At 64.6% G+C, this 13,432-nt stretch carries 8 protein-coding genes; 5 read left to right on the plus strand and 3 right to left on the minus strand.

Annotated elements, in window-relative coordinates; genetic code table 11:
* The first annotated feature begins 64 nt into the window (after positions 1–64).
* The 3 genes from secD to AU252_RS20830 all read left to right on the plus strand — a co-directional run bounded on the left by secD (position 65) and on the right by AU252_RS20830 (position 5,375).
* The gene (gene secD, locus AU252_RS20820) at positions 65–1,822 is read left to right on the plus strand and encodes a protein translocase subunit SecD (protein WP_058932341.1); all 1,758 of its coding nucleotides are present in this window, start codon (positions 65–67) and stop codon (positions 1,820–1,822) included.
* Positions 1,822–2,844, plus strand: a complete 1,023-nt coding sequence (secF, locus tag AU252_RS20825) for a protein translocase subunit SecF (protein ID WP_058932342.1) — start codon at positions 1,822–1,824, stop codon at positions 2,842–2,844. The genes secD and secF overlap by 1 nt, the downstream gene beginning before the upstream one ends.
* 137 nt (positions 2,845–2,981) lie before the next feature.
* Positions 2,982–5,375, plus strand: a complete 2,394-nt coding sequence (locus AU252_RS20830) for a RelA/SpoT family protein (RefSeq protein WP_058932343.1) — start codon at positions 2,982–2,984, stop codon at positions 5,373–5,375.
* Between the two features lie 691 nt (positions 5,376–6,066).
* Here the strand turns inward: AU252_RS20830 and AU252_RS20835 are convergent.
* Both AU252_RS20835 and AU252_RS20840 read right to left on the minus strand, forming a co-directional pair.
* Positions 6,067–7,707, minus strand: coding sequence for a DUF349 domain-containing protein (locus tag AU252_RS20835; protein WP_083510503.1), 1,641 nt, complete (start codon positions 7,705–7,707; stop codon positions 6,067–6,069).
* Positions 7,708–7,774: 67 nt separating this feature from the next.
* A complete protein-coding gene (locus AU252_RS20840; protein WP_058932344.1) occupies positions 7,775–8,575 on the minus strand; it encodes a peptidylprolyl isomerase in 801 nt (266 codons plus the stop codon).
* A gap of 234 nt (positions 8,576–8,809) precedes the next feature.
* Here AU252_RS20840 and hisS point away from each other — a divergent pair, with 234 nt between their 5' ends.
* A complete protein-coding gene (gene hisS, locus AU252_RS20845; protein ID WP_058932345.1) occupies positions 8,810–10,192 on the plus strand; it encodes a histidine--tRNA ligase in 1,383 nt (460 codons plus the stop codon).
* 19 nt (positions 10,193–10,211) lie between these two features.
* On the opposite strand, the gene AU252_RS20850 is transcribed toward hisS, so the two are convergent.
* A complete protein-coding gene (locus tag AU252_RS20850) occupies positions 10,212–11,468 on the minus strand; it encodes an APC family permease (protein ID WP_058932346.1) in 1,257 nt (418 codons plus the stop codon).
* A 109-nt stretch (positions 11,469–11,577) separates the two neighbouring features.
* Between AU252_RS20850 and aspS the strand changes: the two genes are divergently transcribed.
* Positions 11,578–13,365, plus strand: coding sequence for an aspartate--tRNA ligase (gene aspS, locus AU252_RS20855; protein WP_058932347.1), 1,788 nt, complete (start codon positions 11,578–11,580; stop codon positions 13,363–13,365).
* The last annotated feature ends 67 nt before the right edge of the window (positions 13,366–13,432 follow it).

Genomic DNA, 13,432 nt, shown 5'->3' on the forward strand with positions numbered 1-13,432 from the left:
CAACCGCCGGTGGGACAGATAGCTCCCGCCGGTGGTTCCTCCGTAAATAAGAGAAAGATCGACAATGGCACGAACTGGCCCTAACAACTCAGGCCTGAGGGTACTGGTGTGGCTCGGCGTAGTCCTCGCCGTGCTGACCGCCGTCCTGGCCGGCGGCACCCTTGCCGGACAGGCAAGCTGGGCACCCAAGCTGGCACTGGACCTCGAGGGTGGCACCCAGATGATCCTGGCGCCCAAGGTTGAGGGCGGTTCGGACATCAATGAAGAGCAGCTCAACCAGGCCGTAGCCATCATCCGCCAACGTGTGGATGGTTCAGGTGTTGCCGAAGCGGAAATCAGCACGCAGTCAGGCCGCAACGTAGTGGTCAGCCTTCCGGGTACACCTACGAAGGAAACCCGCGACCTGATCCAGGCCTCCGCGGACATGAACTTCCGTCCCGTATTGCTGAACGGGGACGGCGCGCCCGTTCCCACGGAATCCCTCACCCCCGAAGATCAGCTTCCGAAGCCCACGGCGGAGCCCGCCAACGGCAGCGATATCAACTGGATCACCGCGGACATCTACCGGCAGTTCGAAACCATGGACTGCAACAATCCTGCGCCGGAGAGCCCGGAGGCCTCCGATCCGACAAAACCCCTGGTTACGTGTGAACCGGCAACTGAGACCACGCCGGCCATCAAGTACATCCTGGGTCCGGTGGAGGTCAAGGGCGGCAACATTGTCACGTCCTCCTTCCAGCTGCAGCAGGGTGCGCAGGGCGCTGTGACCAACGACTGGGCCGTCAACATCCAGTTCGACGACGAAGGCACCGCCAAGTTCAAGTCGGTCACCGAACGCCTGAACCAGTTCTATGTGGCAGCCGGCGGCGAAACCGGCAACGACCCCAAGGCTCAGTTCGCCATCGTTCTCGACGACCAGGTCATTTCCGCGCCGCGCTCCTTGGCCGTCATCACCGACGGACGTCCGCAGATCACCGGCGGATTCACCGAACAGACCGCCAAGGTCCTTTCCGACCAGCTTCGCTTTGGTGCACTGCCCATCAGCTTCGAGATCCAGAGCGACCAGCAGATCTCCGCCACCTTGGGTGGCGAACAGCTCCGTATGGGCCTCCTTGCAGGCATCATCGGTTTGCTCCTGGTGGTGGTCTACTCACTCTTCCAGTACCGGGCCTTGGGCCTGGTGACCATTGCATCGCTGGTGGTGGCCGGCGCCCTGACCTATCTGGCCATCGCCCTCCTGGGCTGGACCGAAAACTACCGGCTTTCCCTGGCCGGCGTGGCTGGCCTCATCGTCGCCATCGGCCAGACCGCTGACTCGTTCATCGTCTACTTTGAACGCATCCGCGATGAACTCCGCGAAGGCCGTGGATTGGTCTCTGCGGTGGAGAACGGCTGGAAGCGGGCCAAGCGCACTGTCCTGGCCTCCAAGGCCGTGAACCTGCTGGCCGCGCTGGTGCTTTACTTTGTGGCCGTCGGCAACGTCCGTGGGTTCGCTTTCACGCTGGGTCTGACGGCCATTGCCGACCTCATCGTGGTCTTTATGTTCACGCACCCGACGCTGCAGCTCCTGGCGCGCACCAAGTTCTTCGGGGAGGGCCACCGGCTCTCCGGCCTGGATCCCAAGCGGCTGGGTGTTGTGCCGCTCTACCGCGGCGCCGGGCGCCTGCGCACGCCGGAGGCCAAGCCGTCCGTGGTCCGCGCCAAGAACACAGGCGCGGCGGCCGAGGCTGAACGACGCATGACCATCGCAGAACGCCGCCTCGCGGAAAAGCAGGAGCAGCTCACCGGCTCCTCCAAGAGCGCAGCCAAGGAGAACAAGTAATGTCCAGCAGCTTCGCCAATTTCGGCAACGAGCTCTACACCGGGAAGCGCTCCTACAACTTCGTCGGTGCCAAGAAACTGTGGTTCATCATCGCGGCGGTGGCGGTGGCGCTGTCCATCCTCATTCCGGTTGCCAAGGGTGGCTTCAACCTTGGCATCGAATTCCGCGGCGGTTCGGAGTTCACCGTCTCCAACGTGCAAAGCACAGACTCGGCCCTTGGTGAAAAAGTTGTCGAAGACGTTGTGGCCGGCAGCGTTCCGCGTGTCGCCAATGTCGCCGGTACCACCATGCGGATCCAGACGGACAAGCTCACGGATGACGAGACCCTCCGGATCAAGGAAGGCCTCATCTCGGCCTACGGCGTCACTGACAACGAGGTGACATCAACCTTTATCGGACCCACCTGGGGTGCGGATGTCACCAAGCAGGCCCTGATTGGCCTGATCGTCTTTGTGGCCCTGGCCGCGGTGCTGATGGCGCTGTACTTCCGGACCTGGAAGATGTCACTGTCTGCAATGGCTGGAATGCTGGTGACGATGATGATCACCGCCGGCGTGTATGCCCTCAGTGACTTCGAGGTGACGCCCTCAGCCATCATTGGGTTCCTGACGGTGCTCAGCTACTCCCTCTATGACACGGTGGTGGTCTTCGACAAGATCCGTGAGAACACCGCGGATCTCGATGCGTCCACGCGCCGTACTTTCGGTGAGGAAGTCAACCTCGCCGTCAACCAGACCCTGGTGCGTTCCATCAACACCATGATGGTGGCCATCCTCCCGGTCGGTGCCATCCTGTTCATCGGGGCCGGCCTCCTGGGGGCAGGCACGCTGCGCGACCTGTCGCTGGCACTGTTCGTCGGAATTCTGATAGGTACGGCGGCCACCATATTCATCGCTGCCCCGATGTATGCCTGGCTGCGCCAGAACGAACCTGACCTGGTGAAGCAGGCGAAGCGCGTCGAACACCGCAGGTCCGCCAACAACGCCCGGACCGAAGAATCGGCTGAGCCCGCAGAGGCCTGACCTTTTGCATCAAAGCGGGCCGGGCGGCGTCGGAATACCGACGTCGCCCGGTCCGTTTCGCATTTAGGCGCCGGTTACATAAGTGAACTGGCGGGGGAATAGACTGGGGTAATTAAACAGTCGTGAGGGGTGCTTCATTGGAAGAACGTTCGGCGTCGGTGCCAACGGCCGGCGGGGATAACAGTCCGGGACACGGAGTTCAGACCGGACTGACCGCTTCCGCACGCCCGGCGCCAGTTGTTCCCGTGGACAAATCGGGCGCCCGCCCTACATTTCCCGGACGCCGCGAACGTACCCGCTCCCGCCTGGCCCGGCTGACCGGCCGCGGCACGGCAACCTATTCGCCCATTCTTGAGCCGCTGCTGCGTACCGTCCGTGCGAACAACCCAAAAGAAGATTTTGATCTCATCCAGCGCGCCTTCGAGGTGGCTGAGCAGAGCCACCGTGGGCAGAAGCGCAAGAGCGGTGATCCCTACATCACCCACCCCGTGGCCGTAGCCACCATCCTCGCCGAGCTGGGCCTCAGCGGAACCACACTCGCCGCGGCGCTGCTGCACGACACGGTCGAGGACACCCCTTACACACTGGCGGACCTCAAAAGGGATTTCGGTCCAGAGGTTGCCATGCTGGTAGACGGCGTCACCAAGCTGGACAAAGTCAGCTTTGGTGAAGCCGCGCAGTCAGAGACCGTCCGCAAGATGGTTGTGGCCATGGCCAAGGACATCCGCGTCCTTATGATCAAGCTCGCGGACAGGCTCCACAACGCCCGGACCTGGCGGTTCGTCTCCGCGGAGTCATCGGCCCGAAAAGCCCGCGAAACCCTGGAAATATTCGCGCCCCTGGCCCACCGCCTGGGCATGAACACCATCAAATGGGAGTTGGAGGACCTGTCCTTCGCGGCCCTGTATCCAAAAGTCTATGAGGAAATCGTCCGGATGGTGGGCGACCGCACCCCGGAACGGGAGAAAAGCCTCGGCGTCATCCGGGACCAGATCACTGAGGATCTCCGTACTGCCCGGATCAAGGCCACCATTACCGGCAGGCCGAAGCACTATTACTCGATCTACCAGAAGATGATCGTCCGGGACAAGGATTTCGACGACATCAACGACCTCATGGGCGTTCGTGTACTCGTCGATTCGGTCCGGGACTGTTACGCCGCCCTGGGCACCATGCATTCGCGCTGGAACCCGCTGCCGGGGCGGTTCAAAGACTACATCGCCATGCCCAAGTTCAATATGTACCAGTCGCTGCACACCACGGTGATCGGACCCGGCGGCAAGCCCGTGGAGATCCAGATCAGGACCCACGAAATGCACCGCCGTGCTGAGTACGGTGTGGCCGCCCACTGGAAGTACAAGGATCAGCCCAGCCGTACGGCTGTCGGGCCGGGCAGCCCCCGCGACGGTGACATGGGCTGGCTGAGGTCCCTGGTTGACTGGCAGCAGGAAACGTCCGATCCCGGAGAGTTCCTGGACTCGCTGCGGTTTGAGATCAATGCCCGCGAAGTCTTTGTCTTTACCCCCAAGGGTGAAGTCATGGCACTGCCCGCTGGATCGACTCCGGTGGATTTTGCCTACGCCGTCCACACCGAAGTGGGACACCGCACCATCGGCGCACGGGTCAACGGCAAGCTCGTGCCCTTGAACAGCGAGCTAAACCACGGTGACTGGGTTGAGATCTTTACCTCCAAGGCCGAAGGTGCCGGGCCCAGCCAGGACTGGCAGCACTTCGTCAAGAGCGCCCGCGCCCGGAACAAAATCCGTCAGTGGTTCAGCAAGGAACGGCGCGAAGAAGCAATCGACCGTGGCAAGGAACTCCTGACACGGGCGATGCGTAAACAGAACCTGCCTCTGCAGCGCCTGATGACGCACGAGGCACTCGCGGCGGTAGCCGCAGAGTTCAAGTACGTTGACATCTCGGGCCTCTACGCCGGTGTGGGAGACGGTCATACGTCAGCGCAGTCGGTCATGGAGAAACTCGTTGAAAGCCTGGGCGGCAACGAGAGCACTGACGACGACATCACTGAAGTCAGCATCCCCACGCAGGTGGCCAAAACCAAGTTCTCCGATTCCGGCGTGGTGGTGCGCGGCGTTGGCGATGTCTGGGTGAAGCTCGCGCGCTGTTGCACGCCCGTTCCGCCTGATCCGATTCTCGGCTTTGTCACCCGCGGCTCCGGGGTTTCGGTGCACCGCACGGACTGCACCAACATTTCGGATCTCCGGGACCAGCCCGACAGGATTGTCGAGGTGGACTGGGCACCCACCCAGTCAAGTGTTTTCCTGGTGGAGATCCAGGTTGAGGCGCTGGACCGGAAGTCCCTGCTCTCCGACGTCACGCGTGTCCTGTCCGAGAACCACGTCAACATTCTGGCTGCCAGCGTGAACACGTCCACCGACAGGGTGGCCATCTCCAGGTTCGCCTTCGAGATGGGCGACCCCAAATACCTCAGCCACGTCCTCAGTGCCGTGCGGCGCATCGACGGCGTGTTCGACGTCTACCGGACCACCGGTAACAAGCGGCGGAGCTAGCAAGGCCAGCTTTTCCAGTGCGGCCCGTTTGTGGGGGACTCGCGGACTGGCCTCAATGGCCAGGATCAGCAGGCGCAGCCGCACGTCCCGCTCCGGGCGGGCCAGCAACCCCGCCAGCGCCGGCAAGGCCCGGTGGGCGTCGACATGCAGGGCGATGTCGACGGCGGTGCGCAGTGGACTCGACACCATCAGCCCGCCCATGCTGACAACGTCGAACGGACCAAGCCGGACTTCATGGAGCGTGCAGCCCCTTGTGTTGCGGAGGCTCGAAATCCGCCGTTTCGCATCCACAAGCAAGGCCAGCCGGTCCGGTTCAGCCGCACAGCCGTAGATCCAGGCCGCCGTCATCCGCCCGGCCACCACGCGTTGCCTGACGGCCGCCGGAACCGCGTTGGCCACCGTTCTGGCCCGCACCTGGGGTGACGCGGGAGCATCCGGCAACGTGAAGCCGCGCTGGTGGAACTGCGCCAGGACACCGTCCGCTGCCAGCGACTGGAGTTCGGGCCACGCGAAAGGCCTGCCCGGGGAATACAGGTCCGGGTATTGGGGTGGTGGGGAGGTGGCCATCCCCCCATCCTGCCGCGCCTTCCCTTAACGCGCACAGGCCCGGTTCCGGCTATGTGGATAACCGGGACCGGGCCCATGCGTCCTGCGACAGGCGCCTTACGAAAGGCGTCCTACAAACTACTGACTAGGAAAGCTCGCTGGCCGAGCGCTGGATCTGGTCCAACCAGGCCTGCCTCGCCTCGAGGGCTTCGCGGGCCCCCTTGATCTTGCGCTGGTCGCCGGCTTTTTCGGCCTTGGCGAGATCGTCCTGCAGGCCGGAAATGGCTGCTTCCAGCTGCGACAGGGCGCTGTTGGTGCGGGCCTTCGTCTCGGGGTTGGAGCGCTGCCAGTTTTCCTCTTCGGCGTTGCGGACAGCGTCCTCCACCTTGCGGAGGCCGGCTTCGATGCGGCCCATGTCGGCGCGGGGGACCTTGCCGGCTTCTTCCCAGCGGTCCCGGACAGACTGGAGCGCCTTCTTGGCCGCAGCCAGGTCCTTGACCGGCAGGATGGTGTTCGCTTCGACGAGGAGCGCTTCCTTCACCGTGAGGTTGGCAGCGTATTCCTGGTCGATCTCCTCGTTGGCTGCCTGCCGGTGCGTGAAGAACACATCCTGGGCGGCACGGAAACGGGCCCAGAGGGCGTCGTCGTCCTTGCGGCTGGCGCGCGGTGAGGCCTTCCATTCATCCATGAGCCGGCGGTATTCGCCGGCGGCAAAGCCCCAGTCGGTGGACGAGGACAGGGCCTCGGCTTCGGCGATGAGCTTCTCCTTGGCCGATTTTGCGGCCGAGTTGGTGCTGTCCAGCTGGGAGAAGTAGGCGCGGCGGTGACGGTCGAAAACGGTGCGGGCGGCACGGAACCGCTTCCACAAGGCGTCCTCGTTGCTGCGGCCAAGCCGGATGCCGCCCTTCTGGGCTGTCTTCCAGCTTTCAAAAAGATCGTTCATCCGGGCGCTGGAGGTCTTCCATTGGATCTGTGCGGGATCCTGCCCCGAGATCTCTTCGGCTTCGGCCACGATGGCCTCGCGGGCCGCGAGCTCGGCGGAGCGAACGGCGTCGTGTTCTGCCTTCTCTGCCTTTTCGAGTTCTGCGATCTGCACGGAAACAGCGTCCAGCCGTGCTTCTGTGGAACGGAGGTCTCCCACCATGTTCCGCTCCGCCAGCTGCTCGCGCAGGTGCGTGACGGTCTTCTGCATATCGGTGCTGGGCGCCTTGGAGCTGATGCGCTGCTCCAGGAGCAGGACCTGCGCAACAATGTCGTCATGCTTCCGCGCGAAGTAGGCAAGGGCTTCGTCATTGCTGACGCCGGGGTACTGGCCCACCGGGTGCTCGTCGCCGTCGATCGTCAGGAATACGTGGCCGTCACCCTCGACACGGCCCCACTTTGCAGCTTCCGCCAGCGAAGTCGCGGAGGCGACGGGTGCCGGTGCTGCCACTGGTGCGGCTGCTGCCGGCTTGGGCCGGGCAGCGAAGGCTGCCGGTGACGGGGCGGGTCGAGGTGCCGCAGCAGGCGCGGGTGCCGGAGCTTCGTCAGCCGCGCTCTCGTCACCGGCCGCGCTCTCTTCAACCGGGGCGGCCGGGACCTCGGTACGTTCCACCGGGGCCGCCGCGGCCTCGGCATCTTCGGCCTGGACGGCCACGCCCTCCGGATCCACGTCCGCTTCAGCCGCGGTTTCGTCAACCGTGGCCTGTTCGGCGGTTGCCTGGACAGCGTCTGCCTGGTCAGCCACGGGGGCCGTTACCTCGGTCAGGTCTGCTGCTGTTTCGTCGGATTTCTGACTGTCTGTCACCGCTAAAAGTCTTTCGCTTGGAGGGAAATACTCACGTACTGCACCGCGGCCGTTCAGGCCTGGCTTCCTACTTCAGAGAAACCGAGTCTATCGTGACTGGTTGCACAGGTGCGCCGTCTGATGCGCTGGAGCCGGGCTTGATTCCCGCGGCGGCGATGGCGGTCACTGCTTCCATGCCGGAGGTCACCTTGCCCACCACCGTATAGCCCCCGGCAGAGTCGGCGGGAATCACCGTGTCTTTGTAGACCACAAAGAACTGCTTGCCGTTACCGTAGGCGTTGTCGCCGGACCGGGCTACGGCAATCGTGCCCGCAGGGTAGATGTTGTCTGCGGGGGTGTTTTCGAGGGGTCCCCAGGTGTAGTCCGGGTCGGCGGAGGCCGAGGCGCCGCCGCACTGCAGCAGGGCAAAGGTCTCGCCCGTGGTCAGGCGGTGGCAGGCGCTGCCGTTATAGAAACCTTCATCCGTCAGTGCCTTGAAGACCGCGGCGGCCTGGGGTGCCTTGGTGCCGTCGATTTCGACGCCGAGCACGTTCCCGTTCAGTGCCAGTTCACCGGTGAACACCTTGCCCGCGGCAGTGTCCGGCGCCGGGATATTCGGACCGTTCGTGGCAGGCGCGGAAGGCGTGGGGGAATCCGTTGGGCTGGTCAGGCCGGCCTCTAAGGCTGCGAATTCGTCTTCCGTGGGGTTGCCGGCAAAGGCAGTCAGCTGGAGCACGACGGCGAGCAGGACGGCGGCGGCTCCGGCACCGGCGGCGATGAGGTTGTCGCGTTTGCGCCGTTTCTCCTGGTCCCGCCGCAGCTCGCGCTTTGCCTCCATCTGCTGGATGCGCCGTTTGGCTTCGCGGGCGCTGCGTGAACTGGCCGCCACTGGTCCTCCTGTATGTCGGGCCGCGTCCGGTCGCTACTGAATCCGGAGTCGGTTGTCTGCGGCAGCCTTCTGCGCTGCCGGCCGCCGTATTAGAGATGCCGGCGGAAGACGCATAAACTGACTGCCGCACATAGTTTATGCATGAGTTGCCGGACTGCCGCCGTTCCCCGCCCGTTTCGGGTGGAATGCCGGGCAAAGTCCCAGGCACCCTTCATCAAGAGGAGAACTTCCACCATGGCACGCACCGCCTCCCTGTCCGGATTCCCCGAGTGGCTTCCCGAGGAGCGGCTGGTGGAGCTGCACGTGCTGGACACCCTTCGTAAGGTTTTTGAGCTGCACGGCTTCGCGTCCATCGAGACCCGTGCCGTGGAAACCGTGGGCCAGCTCCTGCGCAAGGGTGAGATTGATAAGGAGGTGTACGGCCTCAGCCGCCTTCAGGACGACGACGCCGACAGCTCCGAGGCGGGCAAGGCCGGCAAAGCTGACCCCCACGCCCTCGCGCTCCACTTCGACCTCACGGTGCCTTTTGCGCGGTACGTCGTCGAGAACGCCGGGTACCTCGCGTTCCCGTTCCGGCGCTACCAGATCCAGAAAGTCTGGCGCGGGGAACGCCCGCAGGAAGGCCGGGCCCGTGAATTCACGCAGGCAGACATCGATGTTGTGGGAGACGGCGAGCTGCCGTTCCGCTATGACGTGGAGATTGCCCTGGTCATCGCCGAAGCCTTGAGCGCACTGCCGATTCCGGACTTCCGCCTTCGGATCAACAACCGCAAGCTTGCCGAAGGCTTCTACCGCGGCATTGGCCTGGACGACACCGCCGGCGTGCTCCGCAGCATCGACAAGCTGGAAAAGATCGGCGCAGCCAAGGTCGCGGAGCTGCTCAAGTCCGAACTCGGTGCCTCCGATGACCAGGCGCAGGCAGCGCTGAACCTGGCAGGAATCCGTACGGAGGACACCTCGTTTGTGGCCCAGGTCCGCGCACTCGGCGTGACGAACGACCTCCTCGAGGAGGGCCTCAATGAACTGGAACAGGTGATCGAAGCCGCCGTGCAGCGCGCGCCGGGCAAGGTTGTTGCCGATCTCAGCATCGCCCGCGGCCTGGATTACTACACCGGCACGGTGGTGGAGACGGTCCTGGTGGGCCACGAACAGCTCGGTTCCATCTGCTCCGGCGGCCGCTACGACGCCTTGGCGAGCAAGGGCAACCGCAAGTTTCCCGGCGTCGGCCTCTCCATCGGCGTGACCCGGCTGGTGTCGCGCATCCTGAGCCAGGACCTGGCCAAGGCCTCCCGTTCGGTGCCCACCGCCGTGCTGGTGACGCTCACCACTGACGAGAGTTGGGGTGCCGCGCAGGACGTTGCCTCCCAGCTCCGCAGTCGGGGCATCGCCACCGAAGTGGCCGCCAAGGCCGAGAAGTTCGGCAAGCAGATCAAATTCGCGGACCGCCGCGGCATCCCCTTCGTCTGGTTCACCGACGACGACGGCAAGCACCAAGTCAAGGACATCCGGTCCGGCGAGCAGGCCGACGCCGATCCCGCAACGTGGATGCCGCCGTCGGAAGACCTTAAAGTCCAGGTCACTACAGCGCTCGAGGCAGCAGCAGCCCAGCCCGCCTAACCGGCTCAGGCTGGCGAGGTTAGCGGCGCAACCGAAGCACCACGAACCGGCCGGCCGCTCCGGTGGCCAGGACTGCGGCCATCCCCAGCACCGAAGCGGGCGGCAGTGTGAAAGCCAGCAGCAGGCAACTGATGAAGCCGGCCACATTGAGCCACCTCGGGCCGTGGGCCGGGTGCTCCTCCAAGGTGTACGCCGCGGCGTTCGTCACCGCGTAGTAGATGAGCACCCCGAAGCTGGAGAACCCCACCACCGTCATGACGTCGGTGGTCAGGATCAGGAAGATTACGACGGCGGCCACCGCCAGTTCTGCCACGAACGGCACCGTGTGCTTGCCGCCCACCCGGGCCAGGGGAGCCGGCAGATCGCGTTCGCGCGCCATAGCCAGGGTGGTGCGGCCGACACCGGTGATGAGTGCCAGCAACGCACCAAGGCACGCCGCAGCCGCGCCGGCCTGGACGAGCGGCGCACCGGCGGCAAACTGCGAATTCACTACAGCGTCCAGCAGCGGGGCCGTGGTGGCGGCCAGCTTGCCTTCGGTCAAGTGGTTTTGGAGCAGCAGCGCCAACGCCAGGTAGATGACGAAGGCGCCGGCGAGGGCCGCCAGGATCGCACGCGGAATGGTCCTGGCCGGGTCCTTGACTTCCTCTCCGAGGGTGGCGATGCGGGCGTACCCCGCGAAGGCGAAGAACATCAGGCCGGCGGCCGGCAGCACGCCCCCGAAGCCGGCGGCAGCTCCGCCGTCGGACCTTCCGCCAGCCGAAAAACCGCCAGGATGCGGCCCCACAATCGCGGCAACGGCAACAAACACCAGGGTGGCCAGGACAACACACAGCAGGATCCGGGTCAGGAGTGCTGTGCGGGTAATGCCAAACAGGTTCACAGCGGTCAGTGCCACCACCGCAGCGATGGCAACCGGCACCGCGTAGCCCGGTGACACGTAGTGGCCGAACGTCAGTGCCATGGCGGCGCAGGAGGCCGTCTTGCCGCTGACAAATCCCCAGCCGGCCAGGAAACCGGGCCATTTCCCCAGGCGCTTCCGGCCGTACACGTACGTTCCGCCGCTGGCCGGATACCGTGCAGCCAGTTCCGCGGAGGCCACCGCGTTGCAGTAGGCCACGGCACCCGCGATCAGGACCGACAGGACCAGGAAATTTCCGGCCAGACCCGCGGCGGGGGCGAAGACCACAAAAACGCCGGCCCCGAGCATGGAGCCCAGGCCGATGGACGCGGCGTCCAGCACGCCGAGCCTCCGTTGAAGCTGCTGGTGTTCGGGCATGGGGGAGGCGGGCCTTTCCAGCGGGTAAACTCAGACGGGATTGTTCCCGGAACGATCCTATGCAGTTTTATCTTTTGTTTTCCTGCTGTCGTCTTCAGAAAGGCGTGCTGTGCTGCGCACACATGACCTCGGATCCCTTCGCTCCGAGCACATTGGACAAACCGTAACCCTGGCTGGCTGGGTGGGCCGCCGTCGTGATCACGGTGGTGTTGCATTCGTGGATCTGCGCGATGCGTCCGGCGTGGCCCAGGTTGTGGTCCGTGAGGAAGAGGTCTTCCACGGCCTGCGCAACGAGTACGTCCTGCAGATCACCGGCACCGTCTCCAAGCGCCCGGAGGGCAACGAGAACCCCGCCCTGGCCACCGGCGCCATTGAGGTCATGGCGGACAAGGTTGTTATCCTCAACACTTCCGATCCGCTGCCGTTCCAGATCGACGAGCACGTGGAGGTCGGTGAGGAAGCCCGCCTGAAGCACCGCTACCTCGACCTGCGCCGCCCCGGCCCGGCCCGTAACCTCCGGCTGCGCTCCGAAGCCAACCGGATTGCCCGTGAACTGCTCCACCAGGACGGTTTTGTCGAGATCGAAACCCCCACGCTGACGCGTTCGACGCCGGAAGGCGCCCGCGACTTCGTGGTCCCCGCCCGCCTGGCGCCGGGTTCCTGGTACGCACTGCCGCAGTCGCCGCAGCTTTTCAAGCAGCTCCTGCAGGTGGGCGGCTTCGAGAAGTACTACCAGATCGCGCGCTGCTACCGCGACGAGGACTTCCGCGCCGACCGCCAGCCCGAATTCACCCAGCTGGACATCGAAGCCAGCTTCGTGGACCAGGACGACATCATTGCCCTGGGCGAAAGCATCGTCAAGGCGCTGTGGAAGCTGATCGACGTCGAGATCCCGACGCCCATCCAGCGCATCACGTACGCCGACGCCATGGCGCGTTATGGCTCGGACAAGCCCGATCTCCGCTTCGGCGTGGAGCTGACTGAGCTCACCGAATTCTTCAAGGACACCGGCTTCGGAGTCTTCAAGGCCCCGTATGTCGGCGCCGTGGTGATGCCCGGCGGCGCTTCCCAGCCGCGACGCACCCTGGACGGCTGGCAGGAATTCGCCAAGCAGCGCGGCCACAAAGGCCTGGCCTACGTCCTCTTCAAGGAAGACGGCGAACTGGCCGGCCCTGTTGCAAAGAACCTGAACGAAACCGAGCGTGCAGGCCTCGCCGACGCCGTGGGCGCCAAGCCGGGCGACTGCATCTTCTTCGCCGCCGGTGAGAGGTCAGCGGCCCGCGCCCTCCTGGGTGCTGCCCGCGTGGAGATCGGCCACCGCACCGGCCTGATCGACCCCAGCGCCTGGGCGTTCTGCTGGGTGGTTGACGCACCCATGTTCGAACCGGCCGCCGCAGCGGTGGCGTCCGGCGATGTGGCTGTTGGCGCCGGAAAGTGGACGGCCGTCCACCACGCCTTCACCTCGCCCAAGCCCGAGTTCATGGACACGTTCGACAATGACCCGGAATCGGCCCTGTCCTACGCCTACGACATTGTCTGCAACGGCAATGAAATCGGCGGCGGCTCCATCCGTATCCACGAGCGTGACGTCCAGGAACGCGTATTTGAACTGATGGGGCTGGACAAGGCAGACGCCCAGACCAAGTTCGGTTTCCTGCTGGAAGGCTTCAAGTTCGGCGCTCCTCCGCACGGCGGCATCGCGTTCGGCTGGGACCGTGTGGTGGCATTGCTGGCCGGCGTTGAGTCCATCCGCGACGTCATTGCCTTCCCGAAGACGGGCAACGGTTACGACCCTCTGACGCAGGCTCCCGCGCCGATCACGGCGCAGCAGCGCAAGGAAGCCGGCGTGGACTTCAAGCCCCAAACGAAAACGGAAGAGCCCAAAAAGGCCGAGTAATCCAAGCACCGCAGTCGAGAGGCTCCCCGGGAAACCGGGGGGCCTTTCGCATTGGAAGAGTGGTACG

The sequence above is a fragment of the Pseudarthrobacter sulfonivorans genome, assembly GCF_001484605.1.
GTDB classification, from domain to species: Bacteria; Actinomycetota; Actinomycetes; order Actinomycetales; family Micrococcaceae; genus Arthrobacter; species Arthrobacter sulfonivorans_A.

Excerpts from the sequence above, each read along its gene's own strand:
- AU252_RS20850 (WP_058932346.1), bottom strand. The coding sequence starts at position 11,468 with ATGCCCGAACACCAGCAGCTTCAACGGAGGCTCGGCGTGCTGGACGCC.
- secF (WP_058932342.1), top strand. The coding sequence starts at position 1,822 with ATGTCCAGCAGCTTCGCCAATTTCGGCAACGAGCTCTACACCGGGAAG.
- hisS (WP_058932345.1), top strand. The coding sequence starts at position 8,810 with ATGGCACGCACCGCCTCCCTGTCCGGATTCCCCGAGTGGCTTCCCGAG.
- secD (WP_058932341.1), top strand. The coding sequence starts at position 65 with ATGGCACGAACTGGCCCTAACAACTCAGGCCTGAGGGTACTGGTGTGG.